Here is a 20,477-nt window from a genome sequence, read left to right as displayed (position 1 = left end):
CGGCCCTCCGCGTTCACCTCGGGTTCACCCGCGTCCCGGCGCCTACGCTGGGGCGGTGACGATCGTCGACCTCGGGGTGCCCGCGGTGCGCCGGCCCACCGGGTCCAGCAGCTCCACCGGGTCCGGCCCGGGCAGCGCCTCCCCGGCCCCGCCCGTCCCGGACAGCTCCTCGGGCCCGCTGCGCGACCGCTACGGCCGCACCGCGACCGACCTGCGGGTCTCCCTGACCGACCGCTGCAACCTGCGCTGCCACTACTGCATGCCGCCGGAGGGGCTGCCCTGGCTGGAGCGCCCCGCCGTCCTCACCGACGACGAGGTCGTCCGGCTCGTCGCGCTGGCCGTGCGCGAGCTGGGCGTGCGCGAGGTCCGCTTCACCGGCGGCGAGCCGCTGCTGCGCCGCGGCCTGGAGGACGTCGTGGCCGCCGCGGCCGCGCTGCGCACCGCCGACGGCGCCCCGGTCGGCACCTCCCTGACCACCAACGGCATCGGCCTGGCCCGGCGCGCCGCCGGCCTGGCCGCCGCCGGGCTCGGACGCGTCAACGTCTCCCTGGACACCCTCGACCCCGCCCGCTTCGCGGCCATCACCCGCCGCGACCGGCACGCCGACGTGCTGGCCGGCGTCGAGGCCGCCGCGGCCGCCGGGCTGGCGCCGGTGAAGGTCAACGCCGTCCTGCTGCGCGGCGTCAACGACGACGAGGCGCCCGCGCTGCTGCGCTGGGCCCTGGAGCGCGGCGTCGAGCTGCGCTTCATCGAGCAGATGCCGCTGGACCCCCACGGCACCTGGCGGCGCGAGGACATGATCACTGCCGAGGAGGTCCTGGCCTCCCTGCAGGGCGCGTTCACCCTGGCGCCCCGCCCCGCCGGCGCGCGCGGCTCCGCCCCCGCCGAGACGTGGGACGTCGTCGAGGGCGCCACCGGCCGCGCGCTCGGCCGCGTCGGGATCATCGCCTCGGTCACCCGGCCGTTCTGCGGCGACTGCGACCGCACCCGGCTGACCGCCGACGGGCAGGTGCGCACCTGCCTGTTCTCCACCACCGAGACCGACCTGCGCGACGCCCTGCGCGCCGGCGCCGACGACGCCGAGCTCGCGGCGACGTGGCGGACGGCGATGTGGGGCAAGCTGCCCGGCCACGACATCGACGACCCCGGCTTCCTGCACCCCACCCGGCCCATGAGCGCCATCGGAGGATGACGAGCCCGTGACCAGCAGCACCCCCTCCCCCACCGCCACCGTCCCCGCGACCGTGCGGGTGCGCTTCTTCGCCGGCGCGGCCTCCGCCGCCGGGCGCGAGGAGGAGGACGTCGCCCTGCCCGCCGCCGCCGGAGGCGAGCCCACCGTCGGGGACCTCGTCGACGTCCTCGCCGCGCGCGGCGAGCCGCTGGCCCGCGTCCTCGCGGCCTCGACGTTCCTGCTGGACGCCGAGGCCGCCGAGCGCGGGGACCGCTTGCGCCCCGGCGCCCTGCTCGACGTCCTGCCCCCCTTCGCCGGCGGCTGAGCCCCGCGGCCGGGGCCGCCGCACCGCTCCTCAGGCGGCGAACGGCGCCGGGTCGAACACCCCGTTGCGCTCGCGGAACTCCGTCGCGGTCCCCGGCCACAGCAGCGTCAGCCGGCCGCTGCGCGCGTCGACGTACCAGCTCGTGCACCCGCCGCGCAGCCACACCGTGGAGCGGGCGCGCTCGTCGATCTCGCGGGTGTACTCGCGCTCGGCGCGCTCGCTGACCTCCAGCGCGCCGGCGCGCCCGGCCAGGTGGTCCAGCGCGCCCAGCACGTAGCCGAACTGGCTCTCGATGACGTGCACCGCCGAGTTGTGGCCCAGGCTCGCGTTCGGGCCGTCGAGGACGAACATGTTCGGGAACCCGTGCACCACCGTCGAGGCGTGCGCGGTCATGCCGTCGCGCCAGTGCTCGGCCAGGGTGCTGCGCCGCCCGCGCACGCGCTGCGCCCACAGCGGCCGCGTCGAGCGGAACCCCGTGGCCAGCACGAGGACGTCCAGGCCGAACCGCCGGCCCGCCGCCGACACCGCCGCGCCGGGTTCGAGGCGTTGCAGCGCAGCCGGTTCGAGGTCCACGTGGGGTTCGCCGAGCGCTGGGTAGAACTCGTCGGACAGCAGCACCCGCTTGCAGCCGACCTCGTGGTCGGGCGTCAGCAGCGCCCGCAGCCGCGCGTCGGGCACCTGCGCCGCCAGGTGCGCCAGGGCGCGCTCGCGCAGGGCCTCGACGTCGGGGCGCACGAGGCGGCGCGCGGCGTGGCCGCGCTCCATCTGCGCGAACTGCTCCTCGCGCAGGCGCCGCACCAGCTGCGGGTCGGCGCGGAACGCGGCGCGCTCGGCGTCGCTGTAGGCGCGGTCCTGGCGCGGCACGACGTACGGGGCGCTGCGCTGGAACACCACCACCCGCCCCGCGGTCCGGGCCAGCTCCGGGACCAGCTGCACGGCCGAGGCGCCGGTCCCGACCACGCCCACCCGCTTCCCGGCCAGGTCCACCGACGGGTCCCAGCGCGCGGAGTGGAACACCGGGCCGCCGAAGGCGTCCAGGCCCTCCACGTCCGGCAGCCGCGGGTCGGACAGCCGCCCCCCGGCCAGCACGAGGACCCGCGCGCGCACCGGCCCGCGGCGGCTGGTCACGTGCCAGCAGCCCGCGTCCTCGTCCCAGCGGGCGTCCGTCACCTCCGCCCCGAACCACGGGCGCACCCCCGCCGCGCGGGCGGTGGCGCGCAGGTACTCCTGCACCTCCGCGCCGGGGGCGAAGACGCGCGACCAGTCCGCCCGCGGGGCGAAGGAGTAGGAGTACAGGTGCGAGGGGACGTCGCAGGCCACCCCCGGGTAGCGGTTGTCGCGCCAGGTGCCGCCGACGTCGTCGCCGCGCTCCAGCACGACGAACGACTCGCGGCCGCGGCGGGCCAGCAGCACCGCCAGCCCCAGCCCCGCGATGCCGGCGCCCACGACCGCGACGTCCACCGCGGTCCGCGCCGACGGGTCCGCCGGGGGGCTCGGCGAGAGGCCCGGCGAGGCGTCCGGCGAGCGTCCCGGGGAGGTCACCAGCGCCCGCCCGGGGCCGCCGGGACGTCCCCGTACAGCGTGGTGCGCTGGCGCACCCGCCGGCCCAGCCGCTCCCCCAGCGCCGCGACGTCGGCGCGGGTCAGCTCCCGGCCCGCCTCGGCGCCGGCGCCCGGGCGCAGCGCGCCGTCGACCAGCAGCCCGCCCAGGTCGTCCGCGCCGCCGCGCAGCAGCTGCTCCACGACGTCCGGGCGCACCTTCGTCCACGCCGTCTGCACGTGGTCGATGCGCCCGTGCAGCAGCAGCCGCGCCACCGCCGTCAGCGCCCGCACCTCGCGCGCGTCCGGGCCCGGGCGGCAGCCGGGCGGCAGCGGCCCGGCCGGCGGCAGGAACGGCATGGGGATGAACTCGGTGAACCCGCCGGTGCGGTCCTGCAGGTCCGCCAGCAGGCGCAGGTGCGCCACCTGCTGCGCGGGCGTCTCGACGTGCCCGTGCACGACCGTCGCCGTCGAGCGCAGCCCCGCGGCGTGCGCGGTGGCCACCAGCTCCAGCCAGCGCGCCACCGGCAGGTCCGGCACCCCGCCGTTCAGGCGGGTGCGCACGTCGTCGTCCAGGACCTTCGCGGCCGTCCCGCACACCGAGCCCAGCCCGGCGGCGCGGGCCGCGAGCAGGAACTCGCGCGGGCTCGTGCCCAGCCGCGCGGCCGCGTCGGCGACCTCGGCGGGGCGGAAGGCGTGCAGGTGCACGCCCCGGGCGTGCTCGGCGACCAGCCGCACCAGCCGCAGGTAGCCGTCGGCGGGCGCGTCCTCGGGCAGCGGGCCCTGCACGCACACCTCGGTGGCGCCCAGGGCGACGGCCTCGGCCAGCAGCTGCGGCGCGTCCTCCTCCAGCACCACGGCCGTGTCCAGGTTGCGGTTGACGACGAAGGTCAGCTCGTCGCCGACGGCGTCGCGGCGCACCCCGTCGGCCAGCGCGCACAGCGCCTCCAGGTCGCCGCCGTCGGCCACCAGGAGCGCGGCGTACGCGGCGTCGCCGAGGCCGGCGGGGTCGCGCTCGACGGCCCGCAGCGCGGCGCGGACGGCCGGGTCCGACGTGCCGGCGGAGGGTGCGGGGGCGCGGGGCGCGCTCAGGGGCCGGGCGGGCGCGTCGGGGGTGGTGCCGGGGGCGGCGTCGGGGCGCGTCACGGGCAGGCGACCCACTCGCTCGTCCCGTCGGCGAAGCGCTGCCGCTTCCACACCGGCAGGTGCTCCTTGACCTCGTCCACCAGCCGGGCGCACGCCGCGAACGCCTCCGCGCGGTGGGCGGCGGAGACCGCGACGGCCAGCGCGCAGTCGCCCACCGCCAGGTGCCCGAGGCGGTGGCTGACCGCGACGGCGTCCACGGCCTCCTGCGCGCTCACCCGCGCCACGACCGCCGCCAGGACGTCGGCGGCGCTCGGGTGGCCCGTGTACTCCAGGTCCAGGACGGCGCGGCCGTGGTCGTGGTCGCGCACCACGCCGGCGAAGGTGACCACGGCCCCCGCGGCGGCGTCGCCGACGAGGCGCGCGTGCTCGTCGACGTCGAGCGCGTCGGCGGTCACGGCGGTGCGCACCACGCGCCGGGCCGGCTCGCTGCGGCGGGAGGTGTCCAGGCTCACGGGGCCACCCTAGGCGCGCGGCGCGCGCCCGGCCGGGGCCGCCCGGGCGCCCGCCCGGCGCCTGGGGGAGGATCCCCCGGTGGTCGCGAGCGCACGCTGGCGGGTCGTCGTGCCGGTCAAGGGCGGGGACGGGGCCAAGTCGCGCCTCGGGCTGCCCGTCGCGCAGCGGCGGGCTCTGGCCACCGCCATGGCGCTGGACTGCCTGGCCGCGGCCCTGGCCGCCCCGCCCGTCGCCCTCGTCGTGTGCGTCACCGACGACCCGGACGTCGCCGCGGCCGCCCGCGGGGCCGGGGCCGCCGTCGTGGCCGCCGGTGGTCCGGGCCTGCACCGGGCCGTGGAGGCGGGGCTGGCCGCCGTCGGCGCCGGTCCCACCGCCGTGCTGGTGGCCGACCTGCCGGCGCTGCGGCCCGGCGACCTGGCCGCCGCGCTGACCGGTGCGGCCGCCCACCCCGGCCCCGTGCTCGTCACCGACGCCGAGGGCACCGGCAGCGTCCTGGTCGCCGACCGCGCCGGGCACCCCCCGCACCGCTTCGGCCCCGGCTCGGCGCGCGCCCACGCCGAGGCCGGCGCGGTGCCCCTGCCGGGCGCGCTGCCGACCCTGCGCCGCGACGTGGACGTGCCCGCCGACCTGGCGGCCGCCCGCGCGCTCGGCGTCGGCCCCCGCACCCGGGCGGCCCTGGACGCCGCCGCGCCCACGACCGCGCCCACGACCACGTCCGCGCCCACGTCCGCGCCCGCCTGCCGCTGAGCCCCCGACACCGGACCGGAGGTCCGTCCCCGTGACACCCACCGCCCTGCCCGCGCCGCGCCGTCGCGCCCGCCACGCCGCCCCCGCGGTGCCCGCGCCGCCGGCGCCGCGGCTGCGCAGCGCCCTGGACGCCCTCGACGACCTGGACCCGGGCGCGGGCACCGCCCCCTCCCCCGGCGACGCCGAGGTGCTGCTGCACGCGCGCGGGGAGGACCTGGCGCGGCTGTGCGCGGCGGCCGCGCCCGTGCGCGACGCGGCGATGGCCGCCGCCGGCCGGCCGGGCACGACCACCTACTCCAAGAAGGTGTTCGTCCCCGTCACCCGGCTGTGCCGCGACCGCTGCCACTACTGCACGTTCGCCACCACGCCCGGGCGCCTGCCCGCCGCCTACCTGGACGAGGAGGAGGTCCTGGCGATCGCGCGCGCCGGGGCCGCGGCCGGCTGCAAGGAGGCCCTGTTCACCCTGGGCGACGCGCCCGAGGACCGCTGGGGCGCCGCGCGCGACTGGCTGGCTGCCCGCGGCTACGCCTCGACCTTGGAGTACGTGCGGGCGCTGGCCGTCCTCGTGCTGGAGGAGACGGGGCTGCTGCCGCACCTGAACCCCGGGGTGATGAGCGCGCAGGCCCTGGCGCGGCTGCGGCCGGTGGCCCCCTCGATGGGGATGATGCTGGAGACCACCTCGGCGCGGCTGTTCACCGAGCCCGGGCAGGTCCACTTCGGCTCTCCCGACAAGGACCCCGCGCTGCGCCTGCGGGTGCTGCACGACGCCGGCCGCGCGGCCGTCCCGTTCACCACCGGGATCCTCGTCGGCATCGGCGAGACCCCCGCCGAGCGCGCCGAGTCGCTGTTCGCGCTGCGCGCGGTGGCCGACGAGCACGGCGGCACGCAGGAGGTCATCGTGCAGAACTTCCGCGCCAAGGACGACACCGCCATGCGCGGCGAGGACGACCTCGGCCACGAGGAGTACCTGGCGGCGCTGGCCGTGGCCCGCCTCGTCGTGGGCCCGTCGGTGTCGCTGCAGGCGCCGCCGAACCTGTCCGACCCGGAGCAGCGCGCGCAGCTGCTGGCCGCGGGCGTCGACGACTGGGGCGGGGTGTCGCCGCTGACGCCCGACCACGTCAACCCCGAGCGGCCGTGGCCCCAGCTGGACTCCCTGGCCGCGACCACCCGGGAGGCGGGCTTCCGGCTGCGCGAGCGGCTGACCGCCCACCCCCGCTTCGTGCTGGACGCCCTGAGCGGCAGCGAGCGCTGGGTGGACGCGCGCCTGCACGCCCACCTGGCGGCCCTGGCCGACCCGGTCACGGGGCTGGCGCGCGAGGACGCGCGGCCGGTGGGCCGGCCCTGGCACGGGGCGGGGGTGAGCGCGTGAGCCTCGTGGAGCCCAGCGACGCGGAGGTCGCGATGGCCCGCTACGTCGCCCGGCGCCTGTCGCCGGGGGCGTGGCCGCTCATCGAGCCGTACCTGGACCGCACCCAGGAGCACGAGCTGCACCTCATGACGTGCCCGGACGCTCCTCGGCCGGGGCAGGTGACGGTCTCGACGCTGTCCCTGCACCGGCGCCGGAACCTCGTCGACGGCGAGGACGTGCGGGTGGAGCTGGTGACGACGCTGCGGCACCCCGACGTGGACCTGTGCAGCGGCCTGGTGGTGGCGTGCGCGTTCACGGCCGTCAAGGAGCGCCTGCCCGTGCGGGCCGGGACGGTCTTCCCCGACGTGGTGGGCGAGCTGCTGGACGGGCGGGCGCGGCACCTGCTCGTCACCGCCCCGTGGTCGTTCCCCACGCTGGCCCGCTACCCGCTGAGCGAGGGGGTGGAGGTGCGCTGGCTGCAGGCCGTGCCGGTGCACGACGGCGAGCGCGAGCACGCCGAGCGCAGCGGCGCCGACTCCCTCGTGGAGCTCCTGCACGCCGCGGGCGCCGACCTGGCCGACCTCGACCGCGACCCCGTGCCGCTGCCCGCCTGACGACGGGCCCGGGGACGCCGCGAGGGCGGCCCCCTGCCGGGGACCGCCCTCGCGGGTGGTGCTGGTGCGGTGCGCTCGCGCGCGCCGCGCCTCAGGCGCGGATCAGAAGTCCATGCCGCCCATGCCGCCGTCGCCGGCCGGGGCCGCAGCGGCCTTCTCCGGCTTGTCGGCGATGACGGCCTCGGTGGTCAGGAACAGGCCCGCGATCGAGGCGGCGTTCTGCAGCGCGGAGCGCGTCACCTTGACCGGGTCGTTGATGCCCGCGTCGAGCAGGTCCACGTACTCGCCGGTGGCGGCGTTCAGGCCGTGACCGGTGGGCAGGTTGCGGACCTTCTCCGCCACGACGCCGCCCTCGAGGCCGGCGTTCACGGCGATCTGCTTCAGCGGGGCCTCGACGGCGACCTTGACGATGTTCGCGCCCGTGGCCTCGTCACCGGTGAGCTCGAGCTTCTCGAACGCCGCGGTGCCGGCCTGGATGAGGGCCACGCCACCACCGGCGACGATGCCCTCCTCGACGGCGGCCTTCGCGTTGCGGACGGCGTCCTCGATGCGGTGCTTGCGCTCCTTGAGCTCGACCTCGGTGGCCGCGCCCGCCTTGATGACGGCCACGCCGCCGGCGAGCTTGGCGAGGCGCTCCTGCAGCTTCTCGCGGTCGTAGTCGGAGTCGCTGCGCTCGATCTCGGAGCGGATCTGCGCGACGCGGCCGGCGATCTGGTCGGCGTCGCCGGCGCCCTCGACGATGGTCGTCTCGTCCTTGGTGACGACGACCTTGCGGGCGCGGCCCAGCAGGTCGAGGTCGGCGGTGTCGAGCTTGAGCCCGACCTCCTCGGAGATGACCTGGCCGCCGGTGAGGATGGCGATGTCGTTCAGCATCGCCTTGCGGCGGTCGCCGAAGCCCGGGGCCTTGACGGCCACGGACTTGAAGGTGCCGCGGATCTTGTTGACGACGAGCGTGGCCAGGGCCTCGCCCTCGACGTCCTCGGCGATGATGACGAGCGGCTTGCCCGACTGCATGACCTTCTCCAGCAGCGGGAGCAGGTCCTTCACCGTGGAGATCTTGGAGTTGAGGATCAGCAGGTACGGGTCCTCGAGCTCCGTCTCCTGACGCTCGGCGTCGGTGACGAAGTAGGGCGAGATGTAGCCCTTGTCGAAGCGCATGCCCTCGGTGAGCTCGAGCTCGAGGCCGAAGGTGTTGCTCTCCTCGACGGTGATGACGCCTTCCTTGCCCACCTTGTCGAGGGCCTCGGCGATGAGCTCGCCGATGGAGGAGTCGCCCGCGGAGATGCCGGCGGTGGCGGCGATCTGCTCCTTGGTGGTGACCTCCTTGGCGGCGCCGAGCAGCTGCTCGGTCACGGCCTCGACGGCCTTCTCGATGCCGCGCTTGAGGCCCATCGGGTTCGCGCCGGCGGCCACGTTGCGCAGGCCCTCGCGCACGAGCGCCTGGGCCAGGACGGTCGCGGTCGTCGTGCCGTCACCGGCGACGTCGTCCGTCTTCTTCGCGACCTCCTTGACGAGCTCGGCCCCGATCTTCTCGTAGGGGTCCTCGAGCTCGATCTCCTTGGCGATGGAGACACCGTCGTTGGTGATCGTGGGGGCGCCCCACTTCTTCTCCAGGACGACGTTGCGGCCCTTGGGGCCGAGCGTCACCTTGACCGCGTCGGCGAGCTGGTTCATGCCGCGCTCGAGGCCGCGACGGGCCTCCTCGTCGAAGGCGATGATCTTGCTCATGCCTGGTGTTCCTCCCAGAAGGCGGGCGGGGGTCGGCCGGAGCGGTGCCCGCGACGGACGGCCGGCGGCGGCGGGGTCACGTCCCCCGCGCCGACGACCTCACCGGACCGGCCGGGAGCTGTCGCTCCCGTGTCGAGGTGCTGGTCGTGCTGTCACTCTCGACTCGAGAGTGCCAGCGCCAATGTTGGCACTCGGGGCGGGCGAGTGCAAACCACCCCCCGCCGTCCGGGGGCGTCCGGAGGGCACGACCGGTGCCCGCGCGGCCGGGTCCGGGCGCGCGAAGGCCCCGCGACCGGGCTGCGGCGGCAGCGGTCGCGGGGCCGGGACGCTTCAGAGGCCGCGGACGCTCTCGGCCTGCGGGCCCTTCTGGCCCTGGCCGACCTCGAACTCCACGCGCTGCCCCTCCTCGAGGGAGCGGTAGCCGTCGGCCACGATGGCCGAGTAGTGCACGAACACGTCCGCACCGCCGTCGTCGACGGTGATGAAGCCGTACCCCTTCTCGGCGTTGAACCACTTGACGGTGCCCTGAGCCATTGCCTTCTCCTGGTGGTGCCACGAGCGGAGGACGCCTCCGGCACGCACCGGACGCGGGTCTCACGCTGCCCGCGGCGGTGGTCGCCGTGGGCGACGCCCGGCGCTCGCGCCCGCGGGGGGCGCGAGGGCCGGACGGCTCGACCGGGACCGAGGCTAGTGCGGCGGACGCCCGCGCGGACAGGGTTCGCGCAACCCGTGGCCGGACGGTGTCACAGCAGCGAGCGCGCCAGGTCCAGGAGGTCACCGGCGACGCGGTCCAGCGCCCAGGCAGCGGCGGCGACCACGGCGGCGGCCACCAGCAGCCAGAGGAGCACCAGGAGCAGCACGCCCAGCGGCCCGCGCCGGGTGCGGTGGGCGCCGCGGCGGGGGGCCAGCGGCCGGGCGGGACGGGCGGCGCGGCGCGCGCTCAGGGCTGCACGCCCAGGCGGCGCGCCGAGCGCGCGCGCTGGCGGGTGGCGCGCATCCGGCGCAGCCGCTTGACGAGCATCGGGTCGTGGGCCAGGGCCGCCGGGGAGTCGATGAGGGCGTTGAGCACCTGGTAGTACCGGGTCGGGGACAGGTCGAACAGCTCGCGGACGGCCTGCTCCTTGGCGCCGGCGTACTTCCACCACTGCCGCTCGAAGGCGAGGACCTCGGCGTCCCGGGGGCTGAGCCCGCCGGCCGCGGCACCGGCGTCCCCGGCCCCGTCCTGACCGGCGCCGATCGTGCGCGCCGCCGCCTCGTCCATGCCGTCCTCCAGCCCTCGTGCGTACCGCCGACGTCCCCACCGGCGTGCGCCACTGTAGGTCCTGGCACCGACACGAGCCCCTCCGCGCGCCCCCGGCGCGCCCCGCCCGCAGCGCTCACGACCGCTCGCCGCCGGGCGCCCGCGCGGGGCGCGGGTTAGCGTCGCGGCCGTGGTGCAGCCCCCCCTCGACCTGGACCTGCCCGACCCCGGCGACGGCGGTGCCGGCAGCGGTGGCGACGACCCCGCCGGCCTCGGCCTGGACGACCTGGACCCCGGCTGGGCGCGGGCCCTGGCGGGCGTGCGCCCGCAGCTGCGGGCGCTGTCGCAGCGGCTGGCCGCCGAGGAGGGGCCCTGGCTGCCGGCGCCGCAGCACGTCCTGCGGGCCTTCCGCCAGCCGTTCGAGGACGTGCGGGTCCTCCTGGTGGGGCAGGACCCCTACCCCACCCCGGGCCACCCCATCGGGCTGTCCTTCGCCGTCGAGCCGCACGTGCGGCCGCTGCCGCGCAGCCTCGTCAACGTCTACCGGGAGCTGCGCGAGGACACCGGCGTCCAGCCGCCGGCGCACGGCGACCTGTCGGCGTGGACGGCCTCGGGGGTCCTGCTGCTCAACCGCGTCCTGACGGTGCGCTCGGGCGCCTCCGGCTCGCACCGGCGGATCGGCTGGGAGGCCGTCACCGACGCAGCGGTGCGCGCGCTGGCCGCGCACGGCGGCCCGCTCGTGGCGCTGCTGTGGGGCCGCGACGCGCAGACGGTGCGGCCCCTGCTGGGGTCCGTGCCGGTCGTCGAGGGCGTGCACCCCAGCCCGCTGTCGGCCTCGCGGGGCTTCTTCGGCTCCCGGCCGTTCAGCGCCGTGGACCGGCTGCTGCGCGAGCAGGGCGGGGACGGGATCGACTGGCGGCTGTGAGGGGGCCGGACGCGACGGGGCGCCGCCCCCTCGGGGACGGCGCCCCGGGAGGGCTGGCGCGGTTCAGCCGCGGAAGACGTCCTTGACGTTCTCCCCGGCCTGCTTGGCGCTGGCGGTCGTCTGGTCCGCCCGACCCTCGGCCTGCAGGTCGCGGTCGTCGGTGGCCTTCCCGGTGGCCTCCTTGGCCTTGCCGGCCGCCTTCTCCGCGGCGTTGTTCAGCTTGTCCCCGATGCCCATGAGGACGCCTCCTTCTCGACGTGCTGCTCGACGTGGTCGACGGACCCCCACGCTAGGTCGGTGCGGGCCCGGGCGCGCGCCGGGAGACCGCCGGGGTGCGGCAGCATGCGCGCATGGACGCCGAGAGCACCACGACCCCCGCCCCGGGCGCGGCGAGCGCCACCAGCGCCCCCTGGGGCCGCACCCGCCGCGGCGAGCCGGTCGAGCGCTGGGAGCTGCGCCTGCCCTCGGGCGCGGGCGCGTCGGTGCTGACCCGCGGCGCCGCGCTGGCCTCGCTGCGGGTGCCCGACGCCGCCGGGCACCTGGACGACGTGGTCGTCGGCCTGGCCGACGTCGGCGCCTACGAAGAGGCCTCCGGCTACCCCGGCGCCGTCGTCGGCCGGGTGGCCAACCGGATCGCCGGCGGCCGGTTCGTCCTGGACGGCACCGAGCACCGGGTCCCCGTCAACGACGGGGCGCAGGCCCTGCACGGCGGCGCGGAGGGCTTCGACCAGCGGGTGTGGAGCGCGCGGGCGGTGGACGTGCCCGGCGGCGCGGGCGTCCGCCTGGAGCTGGTCTCCCCCGACGGCGACATGGGCTTCCCCGGGCGGCTGGAGGCGGCGGTCGTCTACGCGCTGACCGAGGAGGACGGCGCGGTCGTCCTGGCGCTGGAGTACGAGGCGCGCGCGGACGCGCCCACCCCCGTCAGCCTCACCAACCACGCCTACCTCAACCTCGACGGCGCCGGGTCCGGCAGCGTCGAGGACCACGTGCTGCAGCTGCGCGCCGCGCGGTACCTGCCCGTGGACGCCGGCCTGGTGCCGGCCGGCGGGCCCGCCGACGTGGCGGGCACCCCGTTCGACTTCCGCGAGCCGGTCCGGGTGGGCGAGCGGCTGCGCGAGGCCGACGAGCAGCTGCGCCGCGCGGGCGGCTACGACCACGACTGGGTGCTCGACGAGCCGGCGCCGGGCCGGCCCGGCACGGCGGCCGTGCTGCGCGCCGGGCGCAGCGGGCGCGTGCTGACGGTGACGACCGACCGGCCGGGCGTGCAGTTCTACTCCGGCAACTTCCTCACGGGCGCCTGGCGCACCGCCGACGGGCGCGCCGTCCGGCAGGGCGACGCGCTGTGCCTGGAGACGCAGGCGCACCCCGACGCCGTCAACCAGCCGGAGCTGGGGAACGTGGTGCTGCGCCCCGGCGCCGTGTGGCGCTCGACGACGGCGCTGCGCTTCACGGCCGGCTGAGAGCGGCCGGACGCGCGACCGGCCCCCGCCCGTCCTCGGGCGGGGGCCGGTCGGGGTGCGCTCAGGCCCGGCGGACGGTCAGCTGCGGGGGCGTGCGCAGGGTCTGCGCGATGACGCAGTAGCGCTCGGCCAGGGAGACCATCTTCGCCTCGGTGGCCTCGTCGGCGTCGGAGGTGAAGTCGAAGGTGACGGTGACGTCGGTGATGCCGACGGGCACCTCGCGGGAGACGCCGAGGGTGCCGCGCGCGTCCCAGGTGGCCTCGGCGGTGACGGAGGCGTTGCGCAGCTGGACGCCCATCGCGGTGGCGACGCTGCGCAGCGTGACCCCGGCGCACGCGGCGACGGCCTCGCAGAGCATGTCCGCCGAGCACGCCTCGGTGCCGTCGCCCCCGGCGGCCGGGTGCAGGCCGGCGCGCGTGGTGCCCGCGAAGCCGTCCACGGACACGCCGATCGAGGAGCCGTCGAGGACCGCGACGGCCCTGGCCGGCACCTGCGCGGTGGCGGGGTCGTCGCGGTACTTGTCCTTCAGCGGCTTCTGCAGGGCCCTCAGCTCGGTCGCGTCCACCGGGTGAGGATAGGCCGACGCCGCGGGGCGGGCGACAACCCCCGCACCCCGCCCCGCAACCCGCCCCGCACCCCGGGCGGGGGTCCGCCGGTGCCCGGGGGCCGGGACCGCGCCCGGCCGCGCGAGCATGGGGCCGTGAGGTGGACGACGGCCGCGCGGCAGCTGGAGAAGGTCGCGGCGGGGTGCGCGCACGCGGCCCGGCTGCCGTTCCTGGGCCTGCGGGTGGAGGAGGCGTGGGTGCACGGGCGCCTGCTCGGCCCGCGCGAGGACGACGTGCCCGACGGCGCGGTGGCCGTGGCGCTGGTGTGCGACGCGGCGCGCGACGACGTGCCGTGGGGGCGCGCACCGGCCGGGGCCCAGCACTGGCTGGGCGCCGCCGGCCTGGCGACGCTGCCGGTCGCGGTCGTGTTCCGCTCCGCGGCCGGGCCGGTGGCCGGGCACGCCGTCCAGCGGCCGGTGCGCTTCTGGAGCCGGGAGGACGCCGTGGACGAGGACGTGCTGCGCGCCGTGCGCGACGGGGACGCGGAGCGGCTGCGCCCGCCGGCCCCGGAGCCGGAGCGGGCGGCCGCGGACCTGGCCGAGGAGGCGCGGGTGTCGCTGGCCGCCCTGCGCCGCGCGAGCGCCGACTACCGCGAGCACCGCTGGGGCGGGGGCTCCCCCGTGGCGCGCGCCGACGTCCTGGCCGACGTGGTGGCCGGCTGGCTGGACCTGCTGGACGCGGGTGCCGCGCCGCCGGGCGCGCAGGGCGGGCGGGCGTCCTAGGGTGCGGGCGTGAGCGAGGAGAAGCTGCGCTACCGGCTGCTGACGGGACCGGACGACCGGTCGTTCTGCGAGCGCGTCAGCGCCGCCCTGGCCGACGGCTACGAGCTGCACGGCAGCCCGTCGGTGACCAGCGTGGACGGGCGGGTGGTGGCCGCGCAGGCGGTCGTGCTGCGCACCCCGCCGGCCCCGCGCACGCTGCCCGCCTGAGCCCGCCTGAGCCCGCGGGGCCGGCTCGTGAGCCGGGTCAGCCGGGGCAGACCGCCCGCCAGGCGTCGGCGCGCATCTCGAAGCGCTCGCGCACCTGCTCGCCGCTCACCTCCCCGTCGGCGTTGAGGCGGAACGGCCCGCCCGCGGAGGTGATCTCCACGACCGTGCCGCGGGCGGTGCGCACGTCCTGCCGCTCCACGTGCACGCCCTGGCGCAGCCCGGCGGCGAAGCCGACGCGGGCCAGCGGCCCCGTGGAGGTGGACACGACGACGTCGGCGACGCCGTCGTGCGGGTCGGCGCCGGGCACCAGGGGCGCGCCGCCGCCGATGGTGCCGCCGATGCCGATGCCCACGAGGAGCACCGGGTCGGACGGGTCGGCGACCTCGCGGCCGTCGACCTGCACGCGCAGCCGGTAGCCGCGGCCGATGCCGACGCCCGCCCACAGCGCCCCGACGGGGTAGGCGGCCGGGCCCAGCAGGCGCTTGAGGCGCTCGGCGCGCGCGGTGGCGGCGGCGCCGATGCCGGCGTGGACGGTGTTGACGGTGATCCGGTCGCGGCTGTCGACGAGCAGCTCCAGGTCGCGCACGCACCCGCCGAGGGCGGTGCGCGCGGCGCGCACGGGGTCCAGCGGCAGCCGCAGGGAGCGGGCCAGGTCGTTGCCGGTGCCCAGCGGCACGATGCCCAGCGGGCCGACGTCGCGGGCGGCCCCGGCGCTGTGCAGCACCTGCAGGGCGGCGTGCAGGGACCCGTCGCCGCCCATGAGCACCACGCGGCGCCCGTCGTGCTCGAGCAGCGCCCGGCGCAGGTCGTCCAGGGTGGCGGTGCGCCGCAGCTCCACCGGGGTGCCGCCGCCCGCGCGGCGCAGCTCGTCGAGGACGGCGGCGACCGTCCGCGGCTGCGCCGAGCCGGCGCCGGCGTTGACGACGGCCACCACGCCCTCGACCTCGGACCGGGCGGGCTCCCCCGCCGGTCCCGCGGGTCGTGGCTGTCCTGACGGTCCTGCTGCGTCCACGGGGTCCTCCTGTCCTCCGGCGGTGCCAACGCCGGGCGGGTCGCGGACGTGCCCGACACCCGGTACCGGCTCGGCCGGACGGGTGCCGCTCAGCCGGCCGGGCCGGCGAGACCGGTGGGGCCGGTCAGCCGGCCGTCGCCGCGGTCGGTGACCACGGGCGCGGCGTGCGGGGCCCCGCGGTCCCGGTGCAGCACGACCCGGCCCTCCAGGACGGTGGTCAGCACCCGCGAGGTGACGTCCATCGGGTCGCCCGACCACAGCACGAGGTCGCCGTCCAGGCCGGGCGCCAGCGAGCCGACGCGGTCGTCGAGGCCGAGCAGCCGCGCGGGCGAGGACGTCAGCGCGCGCAGCGCCTCGTCGCGGTCCAGGCCCTCGCGGACGGCGACGGCGGCGCTCAGGGCCAGGTGCTGCACGGGCACGACGGGGTGGTCGGTGGTCAGGGCCAGCGGCACCCCGGCGGCGGCCAGCGCGGCGGGCACGGCGGGTGTGCGCCCGCGCAGCTCGGCCTTGGAGCGCGAGGTCAGCAGCGGGCCGACGACGGCGGCCGCGCCGTGCTCGGCGAGGAACCCGGCCACCAGGTGGCCCTCGGTGACGTGCTGCAGCAGCAGGCGGTAGCCGAACTCCTCGGCCAGGCGCACGGCGGTGACGAGGTCGTCGGCGCGGTGGGCGTGCTGGTGCCACAGCAGCTCACCGGCCAGGACGCGGGCCAGGACCTCCGCGTCGCGGTCGGCGCCCGTGGCGGGCAGGACCTCCTGGCCGGCGGCCAGGCGCTCGGCGCGCCGGGCGGTGAGGGCCTGCGCGGCGGCGAAGGAGTCGCGCAGCGCCGCGGCCACGCCCATCCGGGTGCCGGGGCCGGGGTTGCCGGCCTTGCGGGGGTTCTCCCCCAGCGCGCTCTTCACCCCCAGCGGGGCGCGCACCAGCATGTCGAGGACGGTGCGGCCCCACGTCTTCAGCGCGGCCGTCTGCCCGCCGACGACGTTGGCCGAGCCGGGCATCACCACGGCGGTGGTGACCCCGCCGGCCAGGGCGTCGGCGAAGCCGGGGTCGGCGGGGTCGACGGCGTCCAGGGCGCGCAGCCGCGCCCCGCGCGGCTCGCCCTTCTCGTTGACGTCGGCGCCGTGCCAGCCCTCCCCCTCGGCGTGCACGCCCAGGTGGGTGTGCGCCTCGACGAACCCCGGCAGGACCCAGCAGCCGGTGGCGTCCAGCACCGGGACCCCGTCCGGCACGGCGACGTCGGGGCCGACGGCCGCGACGACCCCGCCGCGCACGAGCACGGTGACCGGCTCGCGCTCGCCCGCCCACCCGGGCGTCATCCGCAGGACGCTCCCGCCGACGACGGCCAGGTCGCGCCCGCGCGGGGTGGTGCGCGGGGCGCCCGGCGCGGCGGGCGGGTGGACGGGCGGGACGGGGACGGTCACCGGGCCAGCCAACCAGCGGCCCGGTGAGCCGACCACCGCGCGGGGCTCAGCCCGCGCGCCCGCCCGCCCCCACGGCGCGCCCGTGGGACCCGTCGTGCCCGTCCAGCTCGGCGCGCACGGTGCGGGCGGCCTCGACCAGCGCCCGCAGCGCCGGCTCCACCTCCGCGTAGCCGCGGGTCTTCAGCCCGCAGTCGGGGTTGACCCACACCTGGCGCGCGGGCACGGCCGCCACCGCCAGCCGCAGCAGGTCGGCGACCTCCTCCTCGCCCGGCACGCGCGGGGAGTGGATGTCGTACACGCCGGGCCCGATGCCGCGGGCGAAGCCCTGCCGGGCCAGGTCGGGCACGACCTCCATGCGCGAGCGGGCGGCCTCGATGCTCGTGACGTCGGCGTCCAGGCCGTCGATGGCGTCGATGACCTCGCCGAACTCCGAGTAGCACAGGTGGGTGTGCACCTGGGTGGCGTCGGCGGCGCCGGCGGTGGCCAGGCGGAACGAGCCCACCGACCACTCCAGGTACGCGCCCTGGTCGGCCTCGCGCAGCGGCAGCAGCTCGCGCAGCGCCGGCTCGTCGACCTGCACGACGCGGGTGCCCGCGGCCTCCAGGTCGGCGACCTCGTCGCGCAGCGCCAGCGCCACCTGCCGGGCGGTCTCGCCCAGCGGCTGGTCGTCGCGCACGAACGACCACGCCAGGATCGTCACCGGGCCGGTGAGCATCCCCTTGACGGGCTTCGCGGTCCGCGACTGCGCGTGCTGGGCCCAGCGCACGGTGATCGGCTCGGGGCGGACCACGTCGCCGAACAGGATCGGCGGGCGCACGCAGCGCGAGCCGTAGGACTGCACCCACCCGTTGCGGGTGACGGCGAACCCGTCCAGGTGCTCGGCGAAGTACTGGACCATGTCGTTGCGCTCGGGCTCGCCGTGCACGAGGACGTCGAAGCCGAGGTCCTCCTGCAGCGCCACGACGCGGTCGACCTCGGCGCGCAGGAACTCCTCGTACGCCTGCGTGCTCAGCTCCCCGCGCGCGTGGGCGGCGCGGGCGGCGCGGATCTCGCGGGTCTGCGGGAACGAGCCGATGCTCGTGGTGGGCAGCAGCGGCAGGCCCAGGACCTCCTCCTGCGCGGAGCGGCGCACCGCGTAGTCGCTGCGGCGGAACGCCTCCGGGGTCAGGGCGGCCAGGCGCTCGCGGACCTCCGGGCGCACGACGCCGGGGGCGCCGGCCCGGTCGGCGCGCACGCGGGCGCTGGCGGCGAGCGCGTCGGCGACCGACGCCTCGTCGCGCAGCGCGCGGCCCAGGACGACGACCTCGGCGACCTTCTGGTCGGCGAAGGCCAGCCAGCTGCGCAGCCGCTCGTCCAGCTGCGGCTCGTCGGCCACGTCGTGCGGGACGTGCAGCAGCGACGTCGACGTGCCCGCCGCGACGTGCGCCGCGCTCCCCTCCAGCGCGCGCAGCGACGCCAGGGCGCGCGGCAGGTCGCCGGCCCACACGTTGCGCCCGTCCACGACCCCGCCGACGACGAGCGTGCCGCGCAGCGCCTCGCGCAGCCCGGCGTCCGCGTCGACCTCCGGCAGCCGGCCGCGCACGAGGTCGAGGCCGATCCCCTCCACGCCGGTGCGGGCCAGCGGCTCCAGCAGCTCGCCCAGGTCCCCGTACGGGGCGGCCACCAGCAGCTGCGGGCGCTGCGGCAGCGCGACCAGCCGCTCGTAGGTGCGGCGCACCAGGCCCGGCAGGTCCGCCACCCCCGCGGTGGCCGAGTCGCTGACGAGGGCGGGCTCGTCCAGCTGCACCCACGTCGCGCCGGCGGCCGCGTGCGCGGCGAGCAGGTCCGCGTACGCGGGCAGCAGGTCGTCCAGGCGGTCCAGGGGCCGGAACCCGGCGGGCGCGCCGTCGACGGGCTTGGACAGCAGCAGGAACGTCAGCGGCCCGACGAGGACGGGCCGGGTGAGGAACCCGTCGGCCAGCGCCTCGGAGAACTCCCGCACGCTGCTGTCGTCGGCGAAGCGGAACGCGGTGTCCGGGCCGATCTCGGGGACGAGGTAGTGGTAGTTCGTGTCGAACCACTTCGTCATCTCCAGCGGTGCGTCGGCGCCGCGCCCGCGGGCGATGGTGGAGCGCCCGGCGACGTCCACGCGGCCGTCGGGGCCGACGACGTCGGCGAAGCGCGGCGGGACGGCCCCGAGGGTGACGGCCGCGTCGAGGACGTGGTCGTAGCTGGAGGCGGCCGAGGGGATGGACGCGTCGTGCGCGTGCAGGCCCAGGGCGTTCAGGCGGCGCAGGGTGCGCGCGCGCACCGCGGCCAGGGCCTCCTCGGTGGCGGCGACGTCGGCGCGCCCGGCCCACAGGGCCTCCAGGGCCTTCTTCGCCTCGCGGCGCGGGCCGGTGCGGGGGTAGCCGAGGACGGTGGCGCCCCACGGCGCCGAGGCGGTGGTGCGTCCGGTGGTGGGGTGGTCGGTGGTGCTCATGCGGTGCCTCCAGCCGGCTGCGCGGCGGGTTCGGGGAGGGGTGCCTCCGGGGAGCTGCCGGCCTGCGGCCGTCCGGCCGCCGGCGGGACCGTCGGGGTCCGCGTGTCGAGGTGGGCGCCCTCGAGCAGGTCCAGCGCGTGGTCGTGGGAGTTGAAGGTGTAGACGTGCACGCCGGGCGCGCCGGCGTCGAGGAGCTCGCGGACCAGCCGCGCCCCCCAGGCGGTGCCGGCGCGGCGGCGGGCGGTGTCCCCGGACTCCTGCGCCGTCTCCAGGACGGCGAGCAGCTCGCGGGGCACGGGCACGCCGGTCAGCTGCTGCAGGCGCAGCAGCCGGGCCGGGTCGGTGGTGGGCACGACGCCCGGCAGCACGGGGATCGTGATCCCGGCGGCGCGGGCGCGCGCCAGGTGGTCGGCGTACTCGCTCGCGCGGTAGCAGACCTGCGCGACGGCGAAGTGGGCGCCGGCGTCCTGCTTGGCGCGCAGGGCCGCCAGGTCGTCCGGCCCGCCGGAGGGGAAGGCCGCCACGGCGATGCTCAGCGGTTGCTCGTCCACGGGGCGGGCGCCGCCGCGCTGGGCGAGGTGGCGCCGGTCGGCGACCTGCAGCAGCTCGACGAGGTCGCAGGCGCGGTGGACGCCGTCGGGGTGCGGGCGCCAGTCCTCCTGCCCGGCCGGCGGGTCCCCGCGCAGGGCGAGGACGTCGCGCACCCCGGCGTCGAAGAACGCCGTGGCCAGCTCGACGACCTCGCGGCGGGAGGCGCCCACGCAGGTCAGGTGCGCCAGGACGGGCACCGGGGTGCTGGCCAGCACGTGCCGCACCAGGTCGGCGCTGGGCCCGCGGGTGGCGCCGGAGGCCCCGTAGGTGACGGAGAAGAAGTCCGGCAGGACGGCGGACAGCTCGGCCACGGTGCGGTGCACGGCGTCCACGCCCGCCGCCGAGCGCGGCGGGTACAGCTCGAAGCTGACCGTGGGCCGGTCCGTCCCCCGCAGGCGCGGGGCGAGGCTCACCGCCGGGCCCGGGCGCCGGCGCAGGCGGGGGTGGCGGGGGTGCGTGACATCGACATCTGAACTCCATCGGCCTGGCGTTAGCACCCTCGCCCGGGCTCGGGGGGTTGCTGCGGCGTCACGGAGCCAGGACTCTCGACCGCTCTGGATGGGCTGCGTCGATGCTAGGGGCACGGGGCCCGCGCTTCAACACCCTTCGTGTCGGCCGTGCGCGGGGCGGGCTCGATCGCCCGGGCGGGTGAGGTGCCGGCCGGGCGCGCAGCCCCCCGCGCCGAGCGCCGGGGTCTCGCGCGGACCTGCCATAGTCATCGGATGGTCACCCGGCGTTCACCGATCAGCCACCGAGCGGAGGACCA

The 20,477-nt window shown here is 78.0% G+C and carries 20 protein-coding genes, 1 pseudogene and 1 riboswitch; of the genes and pseudogenes, 9 read left to right on the top strand and 12 right to left on the bottom strand.

The window, feature by feature from the left end:
* Positions 1-55 precede the first annotated feature (55 nt).
* Complete coding sequence (gene moaA / locus AB8M62_RS03135; RefSeq protein WP_373694842.1) at positions 56-1,192, top strand: GTP 3',8-cyclase MoaA; 1,137 nt, start codon at positions 56-58, stop codon at positions 1,190-1,192.
* Positions 1,193-1,199: 7 nt separating this feature from the next.
* Positions 1,200-1,496 carry a MoaD/ThiS family protein gene (locus tag AB8M62_RS03130; RefSeq protein ID WP_369052457.1) on the top strand — a complete coding sequence of 99 codons (297 nt, stop codon included), beginning with the start codon at positions 1,200-1,202 and terminating at the stop codon, positions 1,494-1,496.
* Positions 1,497-1,526: 30 nt separating this feature from the next.
* On the opposite strand, the gene AB8M62_RS03125 is transcribed toward AB8M62_RS03130, so the two are convergent.
* The 3 genes from AB8M62_RS03125 to AB8M62_RS03115 all read right to left on the bottom strand — a co-directional run bounded on the left by AB8M62_RS03125 (position 1,527) and on the right by AB8M62_RS03115 (position 4,632).
* Complete coding sequence (locus tag AB8M62_RS03125; protein ID WP_369052458.1) at positions 1,527-2,957, bottom strand: flavin-containing monooxygenase; 1,431 nt, start codon at positions 2,955-2,957, stop codon at positions 1,527-1,529.
* A 77-nt stretch (positions 2,958-3,034) separates the two neighbouring features.
* Entirely contained in the window at positions 3,035-4,063 is a 1,029-nt protein-coding gene (locus AB8M62_RS03120; protein WP_373694844.1) for an FO synthase, read from the bottom strand.
* 113 nt (positions 4,064-4,176) lie between these two features.
* Positions 4,177-4,632, bottom strand: a complete 456-nt coding sequence (locus tag AB8M62_RS03115; protein ID WP_369068624.1) for a molybdenum cofactor biosynthesis protein MoaE — start codon at positions 4,630-4,632, stop codon at positions 4,177-4,179.
* 79 nt (positions 4,633-4,711) lie between these two features.
* Between AB8M62_RS03115 and cofC the strand changes: the two genes are divergently transcribed.
* From cofC to AB8M62_RS03100, 3 genes and pseudogenes are all read left to right on the top strand, one after another.
* Complete coding sequence (cofC, locus tag AB8M62_RS03110) at positions 4,712-5,380, top strand: 2-phospho-L-lactate guanylyltransferase (protein WP_369052460.1); 669 nt, start codon at positions 4,712-4,714, stop codon at positions 5,378-5,380.
* A 31-nt stretch (positions 5,381-5,411) separates the two neighbouring features.
* Positions 5,412-6,725, top strand: a pseudogene (gene cofG / locus AB8M62_RS03105) (7,8-didemethyl-8-hydroxy-5-deazariboflavin synthase CofG); the annotation flags it as partial.
* Positions 6,726-6,745: 20 nt separating this feature from the next.
* Positions 6,746-7,342 carry a suppressor of fused domain protein gene (locus AB8M62_RS03100; protein WP_369052461.1) on the top strand — a complete coding sequence of 199 codons (597 nt, stop codon included), beginning with the start codon at positions 6,746-6,748 and terminating at the stop codon, positions 7,340-7,342.
* A 102-nt stretch (positions 7,343-7,444) separates the two neighbouring features.
* Here the strand turns inward: AB8M62_RS03100 and groL are convergent, their stop codons facing one another.
* The 3 genes from groL to AB8M62_RS03085 form a co-directional block, all read right to left on the bottom strand.
* Entirely contained in the window at positions 7,445-9,070 is a 1,626-nt protein-coding gene (gene groL / locus AB8M62_RS03095) for a chaperonin GroEL (RefSeq protein ID WP_369052462.1), read from the bottom strand.
* Between the two features lie 330 nt (positions 9,071-9,400).
* The gene (locus AB8M62_RS03090) at positions 9,401-9,604 is read right to left on the bottom strand and encodes a cold-shock protein (protein WP_179749831.1); all 204 of its coding nucleotides are present in this window, start codon (positions 9,602-9,604) and stop codon (positions 9,401-9,403) included.
* A gap of 406 nt (positions 9,605-10,010) precedes the next feature.
* Positions 10,011-10,331: a DUF3263 domain-containing protein gene (locus AB8M62_RS03085; protein ID WP_369068623.1), complete on the bottom strand. Its 321-nt coding sequence runs from the start codon at positions 10,329-10,331 to the stop codon at positions 10,011-10,013.
* Positions 10,332-10,587: 256 nt separating this feature from the next.
* Here AB8M62_RS03085 and AB8M62_RS03080 point away from each other — a divergent pair, with 256 nt between their 5' ends.
* Entirely contained in the window at positions 10,588-11,235 is a 648-nt protein-coding gene (locus AB8M62_RS03080) for a uracil-DNA glycosylase (protein ID WP_369068655.1), read from the top strand.
* Between the two features lie 63 nt (positions 11,236-11,298).
* Here the strand turns inward: AB8M62_RS03080 and AB8M62_RS03075 are convergent, their stop codons facing one another.
* Positions 11,299-11,472 (bottom strand): CsbD family protein, encoded by a 174-nt coding sequence (locus AB8M62_RS03075; protein ID WP_369052464.1) that lies wholly within the window; start codon positions 11,470-11,472, stop codon positions 11,299-11,301.
* Between the two features lie 113 nt (positions 11,473-11,585).
* Here AB8M62_RS03075 and AB8M62_RS03070 point away from each other — a divergent pair, with 113 nt between their 5' ends.
* Positions 11,586-12,695 carry an aldose epimerase family protein gene (locus AB8M62_RS03070; protein ID WP_369052465.1) on the top strand — a complete coding sequence of 370 codons (1,110 nt, stop codon included), beginning with the start codon at positions 11,586-11,588 and terminating at the stop codon, positions 12,693-12,695.
* A gap of 61 nt (positions 12,696-12,756) precedes the next feature.
* Here the strand turns inward: AB8M62_RS03070 and AB8M62_RS03065 are convergent, their stop codons facing one another.
* Positions 12,757-13,260, bottom strand: a complete 504-nt coding sequence (locus tag AB8M62_RS03065; RefSeq protein WP_369052466.1) for an OsmC family protein — start codon at positions 13,258-13,260, stop codon at positions 12,757-12,759.
* A 135-nt stretch (positions 13,261-13,395) separates the two neighbouring features.
* On the opposite strand from AB8M62_RS03065, the gene AB8M62_RS03060 reads away from it, so the two are divergent.
* On the top strand, positions 13,396-14,022 hold the full coding sequence (locus tag AB8M62_RS03060; RefSeq protein ID WP_369068622.1) for a DUF7711 family protein: 627 nt from the start codon (positions 13,396-13,398) through the stop codon (positions 14,020-14,022).
* A 9-nt stretch (positions 14,023-14,031) separates the two neighbouring features.
* Complete coding sequence (locus tag AB8M62_RS03055) at positions 14,032-14,229, top strand: DUF1737 domain-containing protein (protein WP_369052468.1); 198 nt, start codon at positions 14,032-14,034, stop codon at positions 14,227-14,229.
* 37 nt (positions 14,230-14,266) lie between these two features.
* On the opposite strand, the gene AB8M62_RS03050 is transcribed toward AB8M62_RS03055, so the two are convergent.
* The 4 genes from AB8M62_RS03050 to AB8M62_RS03035 all read right to left on the bottom strand — a co-directional run bounded on the left by AB8M62_RS03050 (position 14,267) and on the right by AB8M62_RS03035 (position 20,124).
* Positions 14,267-15,241, bottom strand: a complete 975-nt coding sequence (locus tag AB8M62_RS03050) for a diacylglycerol/lipid kinase family protein (RefSeq protein WP_369068621.1) — start codon at positions 15,239-15,241, stop codon at positions 14,267-14,269.
* A gap of 89 nt (positions 15,242-15,330) precedes the next feature.
* Entirely contained in the window at positions 15,331-16,554 is a 1,224-nt protein-coding gene (locus tag AB8M62_RS03045; RefSeq protein ID WP_369068654.1) for an amidohydrolase family protein, read from the bottom strand.
* A gap of 151 nt (positions 16,555-16,705) precedes the next feature.
* On the bottom strand, positions 16,706-19,120 hold the full coding sequence (metE, locus tag AB8M62_RS03040) for a 5-methyltetrahydropteroyltriglutamate--homocysteine S-methyltransferase (protein WP_369068620.1): 2,415 nt from the start codon (positions 19,118-19,120) through the stop codon (positions 16,706-16,708).
* Positions 19,117-20,124: a methylenetetrahydrofolate reductase gene (locus AB8M62_RS03035; RefSeq protein WP_369052471.1), complete on the bottom strand. Its 1,008-nt coding sequence runs from the start codon at positions 20,122-20,124 to the stop codon at positions 19,117-19,119. Before AB8M62_RS03035 ends, metE begins: the two co-directional genes overlap by 4 nt.
* Positions 20,125-20,184: 60 nt before the next feature.
* A riboswitch (SAM riboswitch) is annotated at positions 20,185-20,276 on the bottom strand.
* Between the last annotated feature and the right edge of the window lie 201 nt (positions 20,277-20,477).

It is taken from the genome of Kineococcus terrestris, from assembly GCF_041020755.1.
Taxonomy (GTDB): domain Bacteria; phylum Actinomycetota; class Actinomycetes; order Actinomycetales; family Kineococcaceae; genus Kineococcus; species Kineococcus terrestris.
The sequence above is the reverse complement of the archived record's forward strand: the minus strand, read 5'-3'. Positions and strand labels throughout refer to the sequence as shown.

Bases quoted from the DNA above. Each gene is read 5' to 3' on its own strand.
- AB8M62_RS03085 (WP_369068623.1), bottom strand. From the start codon at position 10,331: ATGGACGAGGCGGCGGCGCGCACGATCGGCGCCGGTCAGGACGGGGCC.
- AB8M62_RS03045 (WP_369068654.1), bottom strand. From the start codon at position 16,554: ATGACGCCCGGGTGGGCGGGCGAGCGCGAGCCGGTCACCGTGCTCGTG.
- AB8M62_RS03090 (WP_179749831.1), bottom strand. From the start codon at position 9,604: ATGGCTCAGGGCACCGTCAAGTGGTTCAACGCCGAGAAGGGGTACGGC.
- metE (WP_369068620.1), bottom strand. From the start codon at position 19,120: ATGAGCACCACCGACCACCCCACCACCGGACGCACCACCGCCTCGGCG.
- AB8M62_RS03070 (WP_369052465.1), top strand. From the start codon at position 11,586: ATGGACGCCGAGAGCACCACGACCCCCGCCCCGGGCGCGGCGAGCGCC.
- AB8M62_RS03075 (WP_369052464.1), bottom strand. From the start codon at position 11,472: ATGGGCATCGGGGACAAGCTGAACAACGCCGCGGAGAAGGCGGCCGGC.
- groL (WP_369052462.1), bottom strand. From the start codon at position 9,070: ATGAGCAAGATCATCGCCTTCGACGAGGAGGCCCGTCGCGGCCTCGAG.